At 68.8% G+C, this 15,883-nt stretch carries 17 protein-coding genes and 2 pseudogenes; 9 read left to right on the top strand and 10 right to left on the bottom strand.

The window, feature by feature from the left end:
* Window positions 1–104 precede the first annotated feature (104 nt).
* Window positions 105–920: a GntR family transcriptional regulator gene (locus ACWD4O_RS45145; protein WP_451288896.1), complete on the top strand. Its 816-nt coding sequence runs from the start codon at window positions 105–107 to the stop codon at window positions 918–920.
* Between the two features lie 262 nt (window positions 921–1,182).
* On the opposite strand, the gene ACWD4O_RS45140 is transcribed toward ACWD4O_RS45145, so the two are convergent.
* Complete coding sequence (locus ACWD4O_RS45140; protein ID WP_451288895.1) at window positions 1,183–1,911, bottom strand: TetR/AcrR family transcriptional regulator; 729 nt, start codon at window positions 1,909–1,911, stop codon at window positions 1,183–1,185.
* Window positions 1,912–2,053: 142 nt separating this feature from the next.
* Here ACWD4O_RS45140 and ACWD4O_RS45135 point away from each other — a divergent pair, with 142 nt between their 5' ends.
* Complete coding sequence (locus ACWD4O_RS45135) at window positions 2,054–3,007, top strand: NAD-dependent epimerase/dehydratase family protein (protein WP_451288894.1); 954 nt, start codon at window positions 2,054–2,056, stop codon at window positions 3,005–3,007.
* Window positions 3,008–3,062: 55 nt separating this feature from the next.
* Complete coding sequence (locus ACWD4O_RS45130; protein WP_451288893.1) at window positions 3,063–3,707, top strand: helix-turn-helix domain-containing protein; 645 nt, start codon at window positions 3,063–3,065, stop codon at window positions 3,705–3,707.
* Here the strand turns inward: ACWD4O_RS45130 and ACWD4O_RS45125 are convergent.
* Window positions 3,694–4,329, bottom strand: a complete 636-nt coding sequence (locus ACWD4O_RS45125) for a TetR-like C-terminal domain-containing protein (RefSeq protein WP_451288892.1) — start codon at window positions 4,327–4,329, stop codon at window positions 3,694–3,696. The genes ACWD4O_RS45130 and ACWD4O_RS45125 overlap by 14 nt on opposite strands.
* A gap of 273 nt (window positions 4,330–4,602) precedes the next feature.
* Here ACWD4O_RS45125 and ACWD4O_RS45120 point away from each other — a divergent pair, with 273 nt between their 5' ends.
* Window positions 4,603–5,172 (top strand): TetR/AcrR family transcriptional regulator, encoded by a 570-nt coding sequence (locus ACWD4O_RS45120; RefSeq protein WP_451288926.1) that lies wholly within the window; start codon window positions 4,603–4,605, stop codon window positions 5,170–5,172.
* Window positions 5,173–5,218: 46 nt separating this feature from the next.
* A pseudogene (locus tag ACWD4O_RS45115) lies at window positions 5,219–5,998 on the top strand (MMPL family transporter); the annotation flags it as partial.
* Here the strand turns inward: ACWD4O_RS45115 and ACWD4O_RS45110 are convergent.
* The 3 genes from ACWD4O_RS45110 to ACWD4O_RS45100 form a co-directional block, all read right to left on the bottom strand.
* On the bottom strand, window positions 5,898–6,104 hold the full coding sequence (locus ACWD4O_RS45110) for a hypothetical protein (protein ID WP_451288925.1): 207 nt from the start codon (window positions 6,102–6,104) through the stop codon (window positions 5,898–5,900). The pseudogene ACWD4O_RS45115 and the gene ACWD4O_RS45110 overlap by 101 nt on opposite strands.
* Before the next feature lie 559 nt (window positions 6,105–6,663).
* Entirely contained in the window at window positions 6,664–7,158 is a 495-nt protein-coding gene (locus ACWD4O_RS45105; RefSeq protein WP_451288891.1) for an alpha/beta fold hydrolase, read from the bottom strand.
* Window positions 7,137–7,358, bottom strand: a complete 222-nt coding sequence (locus tag ACWD4O_RS45100) for a hypothetical protein (RefSeq protein ID WP_451288890.1) — start codon at window positions 7,356–7,358, stop codon at window positions 7,137–7,139. Before ACWD4O_RS45100 ends, ACWD4O_RS45105 begins: the two co-directional genes overlap by 22 nt.
* A gap of 373 nt (window positions 7,359–7,731) precedes the next feature.
* Between ACWD4O_RS45100 and ACWD4O_RS45095 the strand changes: the two genes are divergently transcribed.
* Complete coding sequence (locus ACWD4O_RS45095) at window positions 7,732–8,067, top strand: hypothetical protein (protein WP_451288889.1); 336 nt, start codon at window positions 7,732–7,734, stop codon at window positions 8,065–8,067.
* Here ACWD4O_RS45095 and ACWD4O_RS45090 read toward each other — a convergent pair.
* Complete coding sequence (locus ACWD4O_RS45090) at window positions 8,059–8,400, bottom strand: hypothetical protein (protein WP_451288888.1); 342 nt, start codon at window positions 8,398–8,400, stop codon at window positions 8,059–8,061. The genes ACWD4O_RS45095 and ACWD4O_RS45090 overlap by 9 nt on opposite strands.
* A gap of 501 nt (window positions 8,401–8,901) precedes the next feature.
* Between ACWD4O_RS45090 and ACWD4O_RS45085 the strand changes: the two genes are divergently transcribed.
* The gene (locus tag ACWD4O_RS45085) at window positions 8,902–9,069 is read left to right on the top strand and encodes a hypothetical protein (protein WP_451288887.1); all 168 of its coding nucleotides are present in this window, start codon (window positions 8,902–8,904) and stop codon (window positions 9,067–9,069) included.
* A 138-nt stretch (window positions 9,070–9,207) separates the two neighbouring features.
* On the opposite strand, the gene ACWD4O_RS45080 is transcribed toward ACWD4O_RS45085, so the two are convergent.
* The 3 genes from ACWD4O_RS45080 to ACWD4O_RS45070 form a co-directional block, all read right to left on the bottom strand.
* A complete protein-coding gene (locus ACWD4O_RS45080; protein WP_451288924.1) occupies window positions 9,208–12,198 on the bottom strand; it encodes a BTAD domain-containing putative transcriptional regulator in 2,991 nt (996 codons plus the stop codon).
* 989 nt (window positions 12,199–13,187) lie between these two features.
* A complete protein-coding gene (locus ACWD4O_RS45075; protein ID WP_451288886.1) occupies window positions 13,188–14,009 on the bottom strand; it encodes a S1 family peptidase in 822 nt (273 codons plus the stop codon).
* Window positions 14,006–14,317 carry a CU044_2847 family protein gene (locus tag ACWD4O_RS45070; protein WP_351902796.1) on the bottom strand — a complete coding sequence of 104 codons (312 nt, stop codon included), beginning with the start codon at window positions 14,315–14,317 and terminating at the stop codon, window positions 14,006–14,008. The genes ACWD4O_RS45075 and ACWD4O_RS45070 overlap by 4 nt, the downstream gene beginning before the upstream one ends.
* A gap of 212 nt (window positions 14,318–14,529) precedes the next feature.
* Between ACWD4O_RS45070 and ACWD4O_RS45065 the strand changes: the two genes are divergently transcribed.
* Both ACWD4O_RS45065 and ACWD4O_RS45060 read left to right on the top strand, forming a co-directional pair.
* Window positions 14,530–14,694 carry a hypothetical protein gene (locus tag ACWD4O_RS45065; protein WP_451288885.1) on the top strand — a complete coding sequence of 55 codons (165 nt, stop codon included), beginning with the start codon at window positions 14,530–14,532 and terminating at the stop codon, window positions 14,692–14,694.
* Between the two features lie 66 nt (window positions 14,695–14,760).
* The gene (locus ACWD4O_RS45060) at window positions 14,761–15,294 is read left to right on the top strand and encodes a phosphotransferase family protein (RefSeq protein ID WP_451288884.1); all 534 of its coding nucleotides are present in this window, start codon (window positions 14,761–14,763) and stop codon (window positions 15,292–15,294) included.
* Between the two features lie 320 nt (window positions 15,295–15,614).
* Here ACWD4O_RS45060 and ACWD4O_RS45055 read toward each other — a convergent pair.
* Window positions 15,615–15,883: pseudogene (locus ACWD4O_RS45055) on the bottom strand (MFS transporter); the annotation flags it as partial.

The following is a 15,883-nucleotide window of genomic DNA, read 5'->3' as shown; positions in this document are numbered from 1 at the left end:
CTCAAAACCATGAATCACATATTCATATGGGAAAGATGGAATGTCAAGCGGTGTCGGTCATAATGGGGGCGATTCCCCGCGCGCAGTCAGGAGAGGTTGTGTACATGCCGAACGAGTCCGCTTCCGCGGATGCCGGGAGTGGCGGCCCAGTGGTGGACGACGGTGACGTCCTGAACCCGGACGTGCCCATGCAGCAGCAGATCTATCGGCAGCTGAAGGCCGAGATTCTCGACGGACTGTGGGTGGGGCGCACGAACTTTCCCGGTGAACGCGAACTGGCCGAGCGCTTCAATGTCAGCGTGGTGACGGCCCGGACCCCTTTGGAGCGTCTGGGTGAAGAGGGCCTGGTCGAGCGAGGCCGTGGCCGACGGCCCCGGGCCACCTACGTCCCGCCGGGCGCCGGTGAGGAGGGCGACCTCCCGGTCTTCTATCCCGAAGAGGAGGGGTCCGAGTACGGGTACGAGCTCCTGCAGGTCGGCGTCGGGGTCGTTCCCGCGGAGGCGTGCCGGGTGTTCGGGCTGCCCCCGGGCAGCAAGCTGTGGCAGTGCACCCGGCTCCGGGTCTACCGGGGGCGGCCGCATGTTGTGACGCACAACGTCCAGTTGCCGGAACTCGGTGAGCGGCACAGTCTGGAGGACCTCCGGACGAAGCCGATGATGTCGATCCTCAGTGCGGAAGGCGTCGATGTCACCGCGATGCGAAGGCGGATCTACGCGAGCACGCCGCCGCCCATCGTCTCCCGCCGCCTGGGTCTGTACCTCGACACCCCTGTGTCGGTCTGCGTGCTGACCCTGCACGACGCGAACGGGTCCCCCATCGAGTGGATCAGGGCATACGTGGATCCGAAGCTTCCCGTCCGTGAGGAAGTGCGCGACGTTCGCGAGGGTTATTGGATCAGCCCGGATCAGCGGCTGAGTTGACCTGGGGAGGCCGGCCTTGCGGGAGGGCCGGCAGGCTGCGTAGCCAGAGGATGGATTCGCGCAGATGGAGTCCTGCGACGTAGCTCTCGGGTGTCTTGTCGTAGCGGGTGGCCGGCCCACGTCATTCCTTGATATTGCGCCTACGCAGCCTGCATGGGCGAGGACTTCGACCTTGGCGCGCAGCGGATACACCGCCGCCGCCTACGCGACAGCGACAGCGACAATTCCGGCGACGGCGCCGACGGGCGGGTTTGAGTCACCGTCAGGTGGCGAGGCCGAGGGCTGTGCCGAGGCGGCGGGCCTCGTGGTCGAAGAAGGCGCGGGGGTCGGCGATGATCTCGCGGCGGTGGCCGAAGAGCTCGAAGGAGATGGCGCCGAAGAGGTGGGTCCAGGCCATCAGGCTGCCCATGACCAGGTCGGCCGGGGTGTCCGGGGGGAGTCCGGCGAGCAGCGGTGCCAGTGACTGGCGGGTGTCGTCGGGCATCGCGGGCCGGGTGCCGGCGGGGCGGTGGCCGTCCTGACCGAGCGGGTCGGTGAAGAGGGCGCCGATCAGGTAGGGGATCCGGGTCGCCTGCGCCACGGTGTCCTGGGGGGCGGCGTAGCCGGGCACCGGCGAGCCGTAGATCAGCGCGTACTCGTGCGGATGCGCCAGCGCCCAGTCCCGCACCGCGTGGCAGACGCCGACCCAGCGCTCCAGCACGTCGGCCGGCTCCGTGTCCGCCCCCTCGAGCGCGGCGTAGGCGGCCTCGGCTGCGTCGCTCAGGGAGGTGTAGCCGTCCAGGATGAGCGCGGTGAGCAGGGCGTCGCGGCTCGGGAAGTAGCGGTAGAGCGCGGACGGGGTGGCCAGGCCGAGCTCCCTGGCGATGGCGCGCAGCGAGAGCGCGGCTGCGCCGCTCTCGGCGAGCTGCCTGCGGGCCACCGTCTTGATCTCCGCGGTGAACTCGATCCTGGCCCGTTCCCGTGCGGTGAGGGGCTTCTGAGGGGTGGACATGGATCCATCCTGGCATGGAGCCGTGGAAACGAGAACGCTGAACGCAAACGAGCACACTGTTCTTGACAATGTCCCGGCGCTGCGCCAGTCTCTCGACATCGACCAAAGCGAGAACATTGTTCTCTGATGCTCCGGAGGAACCGTGAGTAAGCACCTGATCGTCGGCATGGGTCCCATCGGCTCGGCCACCGCGCGGCTTCTCGCCGCGCGCGGCGAGGAGGTCGTCCTGGTCAGCCGCTCCGGAGCCGCGCCCGCCACAGCCGGCCTGGCCGACCTGCCGGGCGTACGGTCCGTGCGACTGGACGCCACCGACGCCGCCGCGCTCGGCGAGCTGGCCGCCGGGTCGGCCGTGCTCTACAACTGCGCCGGCCCGGCCTACCACCGCTGGGCCACGGACTGGCCTCCGCTCGCCGCCGCCCTGCTGGCCGCCGCCGAGAGCTCCGGCGCCGTCCTGGCGACGGTCGGAAACCTCTACGGCTATGGCGCGGTCGCCGTCCCGATGACCGAGGACACCCCGCTCGACCCCAACTCGGTGAAGGGCCGGGTACGCGCCCGGATGTGGGAGGACGCGCTCGCCCTGCACCGGGCCGGACGGATCCGGACCACCGAGATCCGCAGCTCCGACTACATCGGCCCGCACGCCGAGAGCCCGCTCGGGGCCCGCGTGGTGCCGCGGCTGCTGGCCGGCCGCGGCATCCAAGTGCTGCGCAGCGCCGACACCGCCCACACCTGGACCTATACCGAGGACGCCGCCCGGCTGCTGGTCACCGTCGGCGGCGAGGAACGGGCCTGGGGCCGGGCCTGGCACGTTCCCAGCAACCCGCCCCGCACCCAGCGCGAGGCCGTCGCCGACCTCGCCGAGGCCGCGGGGGTCGCGCAGGTCCAGGTCGGTGAGATCCCGACCGTCATGCTGGCGGCGCTGGGTCTGGTCAACCCGAGCGTGCGGGCCCTGCGTGAGGTCGCCTACCAGCTCGAACACCCCTTTGTGATGGACTCAGGTGCGGCCACCGCCGCCTTCGGCCACAAGCCCACCCCCTGGACCGAGGTGCTCAGCGCCGCTGCGGACTCCTACCGAAATCCGGCCTCCCACCACTGACGACCTCGTGCCCGGTTGGCCGTGGCTCGGCGCCAGGTAGCTCGTTGAACTGTGCATGATGGGGGCTGGGACGCGTGAGTTGATCGTGGCGGAGTACCGGGCCACCGGGTTGTCGCCGGATGTGATCGGTGAACTCATCGCAGAGGTGGGGCCGTTGTGGCACGAGCGGCATCAGGCTCGGCTGACGGCTCGGCCGCGGCGGCGGGCTGTAGGAACCGGGGCGAAGCACAGATTCGTCTTCGTCGACCGCCTGCTGGCCACCCTCGTGAGTCTGCGCCATGGCACCACCCATGACGTACTGGCGGCCTGCTGGTTCGGCGTGGACCGCTCCACCGTCACACGCGCCATCGGCGAGGTGCGGCCGCTGCTGGCGCAACGGGGCTGCACCGGCGCGCCGGGCGTCCGGCTGTGCGCTCTCGCCGAGGTCATCGAGCACCCGGGAGCCGACAGTGGGACCGGGATCACCGACGGCACGGAGATCCGCGTTCGACGCCCGGTCGCAGGTCGCAAGGACCGGGGACAAGTTCGTCACGCGATCGGTGCCGACGGGTCGGTCGCGGGTGGCACGGCGGTTCGGCCTCATGGGCCCGCGGCCGGCACGCCGCGCCGGGCCGCCGTCGCACCATGCGGTCTCCGCTCCCTCAACCAGGTCCTTGAAGCGCGGCAGATCAATGGTTTCGTGCGCATCAGCAGCTGGTGACGTCGGGCACCTGACTGGCCGTGTCGGCGCGCACCCCGTGCAGGAACAGGTCCAGGAATTGCTCGCGGACCTTGTACGCGCTGACGCCGCGAAGGCGGGCGATGTGTGTACTGAAACCCGCGAGCGAGCTCGCGAAGGTCTCGGCAGCCACGGCTCGGTCGGTTCCGGCGCGCAGCTCGCCGCGCTGCTGTGCATCGTAGAGGACGTCTTCGACGACAGCGAGGGGCTGGTCGATGCAGTCGCGCTGGAACATCGCATAGAGCTCGGGGTACTCCGGCAGCTCAAGGGAACAGCGGGCCGCGATCAGCCACCGGGGGCTGTCCAGGGCTTCTGCTGTCGCGTTGAACAGGAGGCGCAGGTCGCGTTCGAGGCTGCCGGTGCGTGGTGAGCGCAAATGAACACAGAGGGTGGACAGGCCCGCCAGGATCAGTTCATCCCGCTCGGTCCAGCGGGCGTAGAGGGTCCGCTTGGCGACCTTGGCGCGCGCGGCAACGGAGTTGATCCGGAAGCCGGCAACCCCGGCCTCGGCGAGTTCATCGACGACGGCCTGGAGGATGCGGTCGTCGGCGCCCGGGTCACGGGGCCGTCCAGGCTTCGGCGCGACCTGAGGTGTGCTTGCCATGTATGTCTCCCGCGTGTACTCCCGACCCAGTTTCGCAGGTGGCGCAGGGGAGTGAGGGCGATCGGGATGGCCACCTCCCGCACCTCCCGCAGGGCGGGCGCCGTGGGCTCGACGTGACCAATTTTGCTACCGAAACGGTTTCGTATTTTGCCCTTCTGGAGTTACGGTCTACTCATACGAAACCGTTTCGTATGAGTAGAGGGGTCGGAGATGACAGCCGTGACAGGACGCAAGACCTCGGCCGCTCCGATGGGGCGAGGACATGCGTCAGGGATGCGACGCAGTCGACTCACCCCTGAACGCGAGGCTGAGCTGTACGAAGCAGTGCTCGCCCTGTTGCGGGAAGTCGGCTACGACGCCTTGACCATGGACGCCGTTGCAGCGCGCACCCACTGCAGCAAGGCCACCCTCTACCGCCAGTGGACGGGCAAGCCGAAGCTGGTCGCCAAGGCACTACGCCACAACAAGGCCGTCAACCTTGCTGACATCGACACCGGCTCGCTACGTGGTGACTTCCACCAGATGGTGCGGACGGACACCGGAAAGCTGGAGAAGGACTCCGCGCTGGTGCGGGGCCTGATCCACGCGGTGAACTCCCACCCCGATCTTCTTCAGGCACTCCGGGATCTGATCATCGATCCCGAGTTGACCGGGCTCGACGAACTGCTGCGGCGGGCGGTCGACCGGGGTGAACTCCGTCCGGACACTCCAGCACTGCACTACATCCCTCACATGCTGATCGGTGCCCTGATGGCCCATCCTCTGACCGAAACGCAGCCAATCGATCAGCCCTTCCTCCGCCGCTACATAGACGCCGTGATCCTCCCCGCCCTCGGCGTCTGATCCTCCGCACAGCGGCGCACGCCCTTTCGGAATCCCCACCCCTTCATGGGTGGCGCTGCTCGCCACGGTGGGGGTCGGCGCCGCCAGTGCCAGCACCGCCGGCAACAACACCTTCTCCATCCCCGGCACCGAAACGCAGAAGGCCTTCGACCTGCTGGATGAGCGCTTCCCGACCCTGCATGCGGACGGTGCCCAGGCCGACGTCGTCTTCCAGGCTCCGGCGGAGAGAAGATCACCGCCGTCGGCAACAAGGCGGCCGTCGAAAAGGCTGTGACCGAACTCGGCCACGGAAACAAAACAAGTCACCGGCGTCCTCGACCCGTTCAGTGCCGGCAGGGTCGACAAGGACGGGACCACCGCCTACGTCACAGCGACGTACTCGGTGCAGTTCAACGAGATGTCCGACGCGTCGAAGCACATCCTCGACAAGGTCCTCGATCAAGGCCACGACGCCGGCCCGACCGTCGAGGCCGGCGGCACCACGATGGCAGAGGTGCTGGAGACCGGTGCCGCCGAGATAATCGGCATCGCCATCTCTGCTCTGATCCTGGTCATCACCTTCGGCTCGCTGATCGCCGCCGGACTGCCACTGCTCACCGCGATCATCGGCGTTGGCGTCGATGTCGGCTCCATCGTGGCGCTCACCGAGATCCTCGATCTCTCCAGCACCACTCCCACCCTTGCCTCGATGATCGGCCTGGCGGGAGGTATCGGCTACGCCCTGTTTATCGTCTCCCCTTACCGAGGCGAACTCGCGGAGGGGCGTGAACCGCAGGAGGCGGCGGGCCGAGCGGTCGGCACCGCGGGCTCGGCCGTGGTCTTCGCCAGACGATCTCGGCGCCGGGATGCTCGGTGAGCCAGGCCGCGAACGTTTCCGACGTGCGGTAGGGCAGCACGTCCACGACCCGGCCGGCTTCGACGTCGACCAGCACGGTGCCGTAGGTGCAGCCCTTGCGGAAGGCGAATTCGTCCACCCCCAGCAGACGCGGGGCAGGGTCCGGCACCGCTGGCGCCGTCAGCAGTCTGAGCAGCCGGGTCCGGCCCGCGGCCAGCCGTAGCCGACGGCATGCCGCGCGGCCGGCCGACCGCCCAACTCGACGGCGATCGACCTCAGCCAGCCCGTCAGCCCGGTGCTGGAGCGGCGGTGCCGCTCTGCCAGGCCCGGCGCCTGCTCAGTGAACGTCCGACGGGTAACAGTTCTTCCGGTCGCAGAAGTACCGGCGCACCCGCAGCCGTACCACGACCCGACGGGACATACTGTGCCGAAACGATGCCTCGTTCACCTCCCCGACCTGGGGATTGATGGAACTGCGGACAGAGCCGTTTCCAGAGATCCTCATCGCACTGTGGTCTAAAACTGCCGATCATCATTGACGCCTGGGTCTCCGATCACCATGGAGATCCACATGCCGAAGTCCACCACCAACCCGTCGCTTGACCGTGAAGCCAAGCGACGCCTGGCCGTCATACGCCACGTCGAAGAGGTGGCGGTCAGCGAGTGGGATAGAAGGCGTTGATCTCGGCCAGGACATGGTCGGGTACTTCGTGGACGAGGAAGTGCCCGGTGCCGGGGACCGTGCTGCCGATGGCGTTCGGGGCGGCGTCCTGGAGGGCCGGCAGCGTGATCGGGGCGAAGCCAACCGTGGTCAGCATGCGGACCGGGATGGTCAGCGGGGTCTCCTGGAAATCGGAGTTGTCTGCCTCGTCCTGGCCCCAGGCCCGGTAGAGCTCGAATCCGGCGTGCAGCACTTGGGGGCGGGAGAACACTCGGACGTACTCGGCCAACTCGATGTCGGAGGCAGGCGTGGCTCCGGAGACGGACGGCGGGAAGAGAGAGGACAGAAACGTCTCGACCCGGCCGGTGACAAGTTCTTCCGCGAGTGGATACCGCTGGTTGAACGAGAAGTGCCACGAGAACGGTGCGAAATCGGCGAACTTCAGGTTCTTTCCGACGAGCGGGAAGTCTATGAGAAACAGCCCGGCCACCTGCTCACGGTACTGGGCGGCCAGCGCGTACGCGACGCCGACACCGAAGTCATCTGCACGTCGTCAATGGTGGTGAAGCAGTGGCGGAATTCCTTGTTGAACTCGACATCGTTCTTGGTCGCCGCATCGTAGCCGGGGCTGCGCGGCTCCTCGGACTCAATGGCTGCAGCAGCCCCGGATACTCCGCTGAAGGTACTCATGGTGGTGATACGTCCTTCTTCCTGCATGGGGATCGTGAGCTGGGACGCGCCAGTGACCAATGGCGTGCGCGCCTCGCTCCGGACACAGCCCGAGCGGCTTAGGAGAGGGCGTCGCGGAACAGGGCGGGGAGGTTGATCTTCCCCTGCTGCAGCTTCGCAACGTTGGGCGCGGCGAACCCGGCGTTGGTGATGTAGAGCCGCGTTCCGCGCACCGCGGTGGCGGTCGGGGAGCCAAGACCGTCCGCAACACATAGTCACGGCTCGTCAGCGATACGTATCGACCTGATCGCCGGGCCGCCAGAGCCACGCATACGTGAGGCCGGGGCCGGGGTCGGCTTCGGCCTACGGATGCTCGTGCCTGCCCGTGCGTTGAGTGAGCGATGAGCTCGACCGGCTCGATCAGCCGGCCGGGCAGGGCGCGCATCCCGTCGGGCCACACCAGACAACAGCCAATCCCAGGCCGCCGCGGGCGCCGCGGACTGGACATTTCACCAACACGCTGATCGTCACCGTGGTACGCGTCGCCTTCCAGGTGCTGATCGGCTCCATGGCTGCGTACGGCATGATCCTGCGCAAGGGCAGGCTCACCGCTGCGGTCGGATCGCTGCTGATGGTCGCCTACTGCATCCCGATGCAGTCGACCTCATCCCCCTGTACCGGATGGAGGCCTCGCTCAACCTGGTCAACACCCTCCAGGGCCTCATCCTGATCTACCTGGGCAGTGCGATCTTCTGCTACTTCCGTCCGCGATCTGCCGATCGTGCCGTGCGGACTGGCCAGGCTGGCGACCGTCCCGGCGGGCGGCGGGGCCGAGGACCGCACCCAGGAACTCGCCCTCGGCCGTGCCGTGCCCTGCTTCGACGACGAGCCCGTCCCCGGCCTCGTCGCCCGGGACCACGGGGGGCCGGGAGACGTGGAAGGACTGGCCGGGCACGCCCTCGGACAGTCCCAGGACCTCGTCCGTCACCGTCTCGGCGTGCACGGCCTCCACGGTCGCGCCGATGGTGAAGGCCTCGGCCTCACGGATGGTCGGCGACTGCATGCCTGGTACGGGGCGTCGCCCGGGGTGGGGAGTCGCCGGCGATGCTGCGGCACGACGGCACGTATTTCCTCATGCTCTCGCACAAGACGAGCTGGGAGAGCAACGAGAATTCCATCTGTCCGCACCGTTCCTCGAAGGCCCTGGACCCTGCTGCGGGCACTTCGCGCCCGACGGCAGCCTGACCTGCAACTCCCGCGAGGGCGCTGTCCCCCTGTACATGGGCGACCGCTGGTCGTACCCGCACCAGGCCTCCGCGGCGACATACATCTGACTCCCGCTGCGCGTAGAGGACGACACACTGTCGATCCCGGGCTTCTGGGCCGCGTGGGATCCGGTGCCCGTCGGGGTAACCGTTGACGCCGACGCCGGAGTCGCTCGGGTTATCACACACAAATCAAGTAAGAAGGTTGCCGATATCCAGGTGTCCCGCCCCGGCGAAGCCCGCGTCGCGGTCTGTCAGGTCGACGGAGGACGCTGGCCACGCTGGAAGGCACGGCCGAGGTGCTCACCGACGCCGCAGCCGTCGACGACGCCGTGGTCCGCTACGCCGTCCGGTACGGGCGTACGCAGGCCCCGGACCCCGAGCGCGTGGTCATCGAGATCACGATCGAGCGCGCCATGGGACTGGCCGCAGTTCCCCGCCCTGGGTCGGCTGAACGTGCTGGGTGAGCTGAAAACCGCGGCTTCCGGCGATGTCGTTCATCCACACTGCCGTTGCGCTGCGTGGAGGCGACGGACGCCGCGTCGCTGAGCGGTAGGGCTTGGCGTCTCGGCCTGCAAGGCGGTTGCGGACAGGGGCGGGGCGGGTCAGGCGCTGACTCGCGACCGGATGAGGGCTCGCAGTTCCGCCGCTTCCGGGCTTTGTGCCTGCTCCAGGATGCCCAGCGCGTCAATCCAGCACGCCTGGGCCCGGACAAGCTGGCCGAGGGCGTTCAACGCGCTGCCCAGAGTCGTGAGCACCTGGGCCCGGGCAACGTCGCCGCCGGTGCATCCCAACGCCAGTGCCTGCTCGGCGTGCTGCGCCGCGAGCGCTGGTTGGCCGGCGGAGAGGTGCGCTTCGGCGATGCGGAAGTGCGTGGTGCCCTGCCATAGTTGCCGACGGCTGTCCCGGAACACGGCCAGTGCCCGCTGGAGTTCTGCATCCGCCTCTCGGAGCCGGCCCGCCGCCCGGAGTGCGAGGCCGAGGACATAGCGGCCGTTGGCGGCGTGCGGGACATCCCCCAGTTCCTCGTAGATGGCCACTCCCTGCTGCGCGAGGGAAACCGCGCTCTCCGTGCGGCCGATCGCGACGTGGACACGGGACAGACTGCACAGCGCACTCGCCTCACCCGGGAGGCTCCCGATCGCACGGTACCCTTCGGCGGCCCGCATCAGGTGGGCCTCGGCGTCCGCGAAGCGCTGCTGCTGAATGGCGATCAGGCCCCGGGTGTTGGCGGCCCAGCAGCTGACCAGGCGATCCTGGACAGTGTCGGCCAGCACCAGCACGTGTTCCGCGTCCCGGTCGGCCTCGTCGAATCGTCCGGCGAAGTGGTGGGCGGTGCTCAGAGCGACCAGGACCCGCACGGCCGCGTGCGGGTCGTCCTGCTCCTGGGCAGCGTGTCCAAGAGCCCTGGCCGTCGACTCGTACTCCGAGAACGCGCTGCCCGGCTTGTACTCCTCGAAGCCGGTGCCCGGCTCGTCCAAGGCGAGGGTGCACCAGAACAGATCGGTGGCCCGACGGAGCGCGGGTGCGCCGACCGACTGCCTCGCGCACGCCAGCAGGTTGCCTCTCTCGGTGTCGAACCAGTTCAGAGCCTCGGCCGGGCCGGTGAACTCCAGCCCCTGAACGGACGTCGCCGCCAGATGGTCGACGAGGACGTCCCCCGGCCGGTGGATCGCATACACCCGTGACACGGTGGCCAGGTAGAAGTCCAGCAGCCGGGAGAGGGCCGCCTCCCTTTCGGAAGGCGGCTGTTCGTCCCGCTCCGCGCATGCGCGCACGTAGAGCCGCACCAACTGGTGGTAGCGATAGCGCCCGGGTGCCGCCGACTCCAGAAGGGACGCGTCGACGAGGGACTCCAGCAGGTCCTCCGCGCCATGCGTCGGCAGGTCCAGCAGAGCTGCGGCCGCGGGCAGGGAGATGTCCGGTCCGTCGGCCAGTCCCAGCAGTCGGGATGCCCGGGCCTGGGCAGGCTCCAGCTGGGCGTAGCCCAGTTCGAAGGTCGCCTTGACCGCCAGATCGCCGGCCTGGAGCTCATCCAGGCGGTAGCGCTCGTCCGCCAGCTTCGCCGCCAGTGTCGAGACCGTCCATGTCCGCCTGGCGGCCAGCCGGGACGCGGCGATACGGATTGCCAGCGGCATGAAGCCGCACGCCGCGACCACGTCCAGCGCTGCCCTCCGCTCAGATGCCACCCGCTCCGTGCCCACGATCCTGGTGAACAGCTGAAGGGCTTCTTCGGGGGACATCACGTCCAGGTCGACCAGGTGGGCGCCGCCCAGGTCCACCATCCGCGCCGTCGACGTCACCAGCGCCGCACAGCCCTCCGTACCCGGCAGGAGCGGCCTCACCTGCGCCGCGTCCTTCGCGTTGTCCAGCAGCACGAGGACGCGACGGCCGTCCAGGACGGACCGGAACAGCGTCGCCCGCTCTTCCAGCGAATCCGGTATCTCTGTGTCGGGCGTGCCCAACGCCCGCAGGAACGAGCCCAGCACCGCATCCGGCTCCGCCGCTCGTGAACCCGAGCCCTGGAGATCGACGTACAACTGCCCGTCGGGGAAGGCCGCGCGGGCCTGGTGCGCCACGTGCACGGCCAGGGTCGTCTTGCCCACCCCTCCGATGCCCGCCACCGCCGCCACCGCCATCAACTGGCTCCCCCCGGTGGCGAGCACTTCGGTCAGCTCCGACACGAAGGACCCGCGACCCGTGAAGTCCCTGACGGTAGCGGGGAGTTGGGCTGGACGTACCGGTGCGGGAGCCCACTCGGCGGCCGGTACCGACGGCCGCACCAGGCTCGGGTCCGCTTGCAGGACGCGCATTTGCAGCTCGCGTAGCTCCGCTCGCGGATCCACGCCCAGTTCTTCGGCCAGCAGGCGTCGGGTGTCTGCGTAGACGGCAAGGGCCTCCGCCTGGCGGCCGCTCCGGTACAGCGCCAGCATCAACAGCTCTCGCAACCGCTCCCGCAAGGGGTGTGCTGCCGTCAGGGCGGTCAGTTCCGAGATCGCCTCGGCGTGGTAACCCTCCTCCAGGTCCATGTCCAGGCGCGTTTCCAGGAGCTGGAGGCGCCACTCCTCCAACCGGACCCGTTCCACCTCTGCGTACGGGCCCGGCAACGCGGCGAGCGACTCCCCGTCCCACATGGACAGCACCCGCTGCAGGAGTTCGCGTGCCCGGTGCAGGTCCCCTGAGGCTTTCGCCCGCTCTCCTTCCGCGGCAAGCCTCTGGGCCACCAGGACGTCCAGGGCACCTTCGGGCAGACCGCGAACGGCGTACCCGCCCGATTCGGTCACCAGAACCTCGGGGCCCAACACCTTCCGCAGGCGGGAGGCATACGTCCGTAGCGCAGCCAGCACGCGTGTGGACGACGGCGGGTCATCACCCCACAGCGCGTCGATCAGTTCGGCCGCCGTCGCCGTCCGGCCCTCACGCAGCAGCAGTGCTGCCAGCAGGGTCCGCTGCTGCGGGGATCCGGTGGGGAGCTGCTCGTCCCCGCGCCAGGCGCGCACAGGTCCGAGCACACTAAAGCGCAGAGCAGGCTCTTCTGCGATGGAGGGCCGCCGCTGCCCGGGTGTGGGGGGCACAGGCCCGTACACGGTCGAGATCTGCGCAGCGGCTGATCGGTCGGCTTCGCGGGTGGCGGAGGGCGGAGGCGCAGATGTCGGGGCGGTCCGTCGTTCCGCTTCGGAAGGTTGGGCCGCAGCCATGACCATGAGCCGCGCCCTCTCCAGGCGACGCTCATCAGACAGGGCCTCGGCAGCTTCGAACTCCGTGATGGCCAGGTTGACCAGCGCGGAGCGGGACAGGGGATGACGTGGTCCGAGTACCGCCGGCACTTTCTGGGCGGTGATCGCGAGGACGTCTGCGGCCCGCTCCCACCGTCCGCGGTCCCCTGCGGCCAGTGCTGATCCGAACTCGGCCCGGGCCACGGTGATCAGGGCGGAGAGCGAATTCGGATGGTCGCCGCCGAGCAGCCGCACCAGCCCACGAGCCGTGACGGCGACGGCATGTACCCGCTCATCAGCCTGAGCGTGGCGTCCCTGTCGGCGGGCGCTCTCCGCCAGTACCGATTCCGCCAGGAGCTGGATCTCCATCCGCTCCTGTTCCTGGAGGGAGTCATCGCGGGCTCCGAGGCTCAGCGCTTCCTCAGCCGCGCTCGTGGCCCCCTTGAGGTCTCCCACCCGCAGCTTGACCGACGCCAGATTGGCGATGCTCCGGGCCGCAGCGCCACCTGAGTCGTCGTGCGCCCCGAAGACGACGGCCGTCGACAGGACACCGGCCGCAGCCGGGACGAGGCCCCGGTCGGCCAGAACGACAGCCAGTTCGTTGCGGACATCGCCTGGCAGCGCAAGCGACGTCGGATCCCACTGGAGCTGCGAAACCACGCTCCGTAGGACGGCGTGTGACTCCTCGGCCAGGCCGAGCGCTTCGAGCAGCGTCACCAGATAGGCGAGATCCCGGCCGGGATGCGACCGCCGGAGCAGATCGGGGACCTTGCTGAGCGCCACGGCGGCCGAAGCCGCACTGCGGCGGGCGCCGGTGTCCCCGCGAAGGCCGAGTTCAGCCCGGTCGATGGCTTCCTGCCAGAGGTCGGTCATGCGTCGTCACCACGCAGCTGACGCTCCATGGCCCCTTTGGCGGCGAGGAACCTGAGCTCGGCGACCTGCGACGGATCGAGCAGCCTGCGCCGAGACCACTCGTCGATCCGGTCGAACCACGACTCCGCAGCGGCGGCCGCCGCGTCGACGGTCAACTCCTGGCCGTGCTCGGCCTGTCGAGGGAGCGAACTCGCCGGATGGACCACATCCATCAGATGCTCCACATCGAACTGGTCGAAGCGGCGCATGGCTTCCCCGATGGTGGCGGCGAAGAGCACATTGGCGGCCCGGTCGGCGGAGACTCGGTCCGGGACCTGCTCCAGGAGGATGCCCACGATCACGGGCTCCTGATCCTCTGGAAGACCCTTGACGACAGGGCCGCCGGAATAGCCCGAGTAGTCGCCCAGGGACTGGTGCGTTGTCAGCTGCAGTGCCTGGATGACCCCGCCGCCCTCGCAGAGGTACTCCGCCGTGCCGCTGTCCACCTGCCCCCTGAGATGTGCTTCGGACGCTGCGGGCCGGTACGGCCCGTGCCAGTCGTCGCCGCCATGGGCGACGCCGGCCCGGGGGATCGGCAGCAGTATCTCGTAGGCGGCGGAGATCATGATCAGCGCGAGGTCGGCGTCCTTGTCGCGGCGGCAGACCTGGCCGGAGAGCCGGCTGCCGTCTGTCAGGACGATGTCCACGTGCTCGTCCAGCGAGGTGAGGCCCCGCAGACAGTGAAGTGCCGTGAGCACATAGCGGCGGGTCAGCAGGAACCCGCCGCCGAGGCGCTGCTGCGACTGGAAGAGCTCGACCCAGTAACTCGCATCGATCACGGCGACTCCGGGACCCGCTCCACGGTGAGGGTGACCTCGAACGACGCCTCAGCCGACGCCTTGGACAGGATGACTCCGGCCTCCGCCGCCAGGGTCAGCCCGAACGTCACCTCCATGCTCGCCACCTGCCAGCCGTCACGGCGCGGAACTTGCGAGAGCGACTGTTGGGCGATGGCCGACGCCTGGACGATGGCCTCCTCCAACTCCGCGGCCCGCTCGCCGAGGGCGGAACTGGACCGCGTACGGCTGGAGATCTGCCGACCGCCCGCCGCATCCACAGCCACGGTCTCGACCCGAACATCGGCCATACATCCCCTTGTTGGCGCGGCGGGGCTCGCACCGACTCTCGGTCCCCGCCGGAAGCGTAGCCAGCGACACGCCGCATCGGCGACCCATTCGACGACAAGATCCCGTCACACGTGCCGTCGACCGACCGCACCCGCCGTCCGACAGCAGTGGGCCGTGGATCGGCCTGCCCTGCTTCTATGCCCACCTGGTGGCCCTGGAGTGTAGGGCGAACATGACGGTTCCTGCGGCATTGGCGGAGATCCGGCCGGCCGATCACGTCTCGGCTGGAGTCGACGCCTCGTTCGGCGGCACCGAAGCGGCGACCCTTACCTTTCCGCGCACTGCGTGGATCACCTTCACTTCAGCGCTGCGGCTCGACGATCTTGCAGAGCTCTGACCCGTCCTGACCTGCTGTGCCGGCCCGGAACCCGTAGGCAAGGGTCCGGGCCGTAGTACATGTGCAGTGGCCCTGGCGGACGGGCAATCCCCACGGGTGGAGCTTCCTGATCAGTATCGAGAACCTGAACTGACCTCGATTTTCAGTGATCGACAGTGGCTGCTCCGGCGCCTGCCAGATCTACAGACGGAGTGGGCGGACCTTCCGGCAGGTCGTCCCGAGTGCGTGATCCATGGGGATGCCTGGTCAGGCAATTGCGCCGTGATCGAAAAGCCCAACCGGCTGGCCCTGCTCTTGGACTTCGAGCGGACCTCCGTCGGCCCGCCTGACTGGGACCTCACTTCGACCGCGGTCGCAGACGACACCTTCGGCAAGCTGTCGCAGGAGGAGTATCGAAGGTATTGCGAACTGTACGGATACGACGTGATGCGTTGGCCGGGGTATCCGACACTGCGTGGCATCCGTGAGCTGAGACTGACCACCTTCGCCCTGCAGACTGCCGATCAGAACCCCCGTGTGCTGAGCCAGGCACGCTACCGCGTGGACTGTGTCCGGGGACGTCGCGGATCACGTCCCTGGGCGTGGGAAGCGGTCGCGTAGCAGTTGACGAGACTGCATAGGGGCGAGTGTCGGATCGTGTACACGGTTGTACCTAGTACTGCAGCCGGTGGTTTCACGGAGAGTGAGGTCGGGTTCGGGCGCGGTAGTGGCTGTTGCGGGCTCGGGCCTGGTGGCGGGTGCGCCAGCCGTGCCAGTGCAGGGCCAGCCAGGGTCCGGGCGCTGCGGACGGGTGTGAGGACGATCCGGTCGTACAAGCGGCGGATCTGACGGTGTGACTGTCTTCGACGACACTCGTTCCTGGTGGCGGTACCGGTCGTTCGGTCGACCGTGGTGAACGGCTTGACGACATCGGGGGGTTGTCACGGCCTTTCGGCCACGGCTTCGGGTTCAGGTTCGGGTTCGGGTTCGGGTTCCTTGAGCGGGATGTCGCGCATGCCGCGCAACGGTGAGAAGAACAGCCACAGTCCCGCGCAGCAGCCGCCGGCGACGGCGATCCACAACGTGGTCCGGACGCCGAAGGCGGTGGCGAGCGCGCCGCCGGCCAGACCGCCGAGCGGCAGTGTGCCCCAGGTGATCCAGCGAGCGGCGGCGCTGACCCGGCCGAGCATCTCCGGCGGGCAGGCGGCCT

It is taken from the genome of Streptomyces sp. NPDC002623 (assembly GCF_053592635.1).
The sequence above is the reverse complement of the archived record's forward strand: the minus strand, read 5'-3'. Positions and strand labels throughout refer to the sequence as shown.

Bases quoted from the DNA above. Each gene is read 5' to 3' on its own strand.
- ACWD4O_RS45065 (WP_451288885.1), top strand. From the start codon at position 14,530: ATGACGGTTCCTGCGGCATTGGCGGAGATCCGGCCGGCCGATCACGTC.
- ACWD4O_RS45125 (WP_451288892.1), bottom strand. From the start codon at position 4,329: ATGGCAAGCACACCTCAGGTCGCGCCGAAGCCTGGACGGCCCCGTGAC.
- ACWD4O_RS45120 (WP_451288926.1), top strand. From the start codon at position 4,603: ATGCGACGCAGTCGACTCACCCCTGAACGCGAGGCTGAGCTGTACGAA.
- ACWD4O_RS45140 (WP_451288895.1), bottom strand. From the start codon at position 1,911: ATGTCCACCCCTCAGAAGCCCCTCACCGCACGGGAACGGGCCAGGATC.
- ACWD4O_RS45090 (WP_451288888.1), bottom strand. From the start codon at position 8,400: ATGCAGTCGCCGACCATCCGTGAGGCCGAGGCCTTCACCATCGGCGCG.
- ACWD4O_RS45130 (WP_451288893.1), top strand. From the start codon at position 3,063: ATGATGGGGGCTGGGACGCGTGAGTTGATCGTGGCGGAGTACCGGGCC.
- ACWD4O_RS45145 (WP_451288896.1), top strand. From the start codon at position 105: ATGCCGAACGAGTCCGCTTCCGCGGATGCCGGGAGTGGCGGCCCAGTG.
- ACWD4O_RS45070 (WP_351902796.1), bottom strand. From the start codon at position 14,317: ATGGCCGATGTTCGGGTCGAGACCGTGGCTGTGGATGCGGCGGGCGGT.
- ACWD4O_RS45100 (WP_451288890.1), bottom strand. From the start codon at position 7,358: ATGAGTACCTTCAGCGGAGTATCCGGGGCTGCTGCAGCCATTGAGTCC.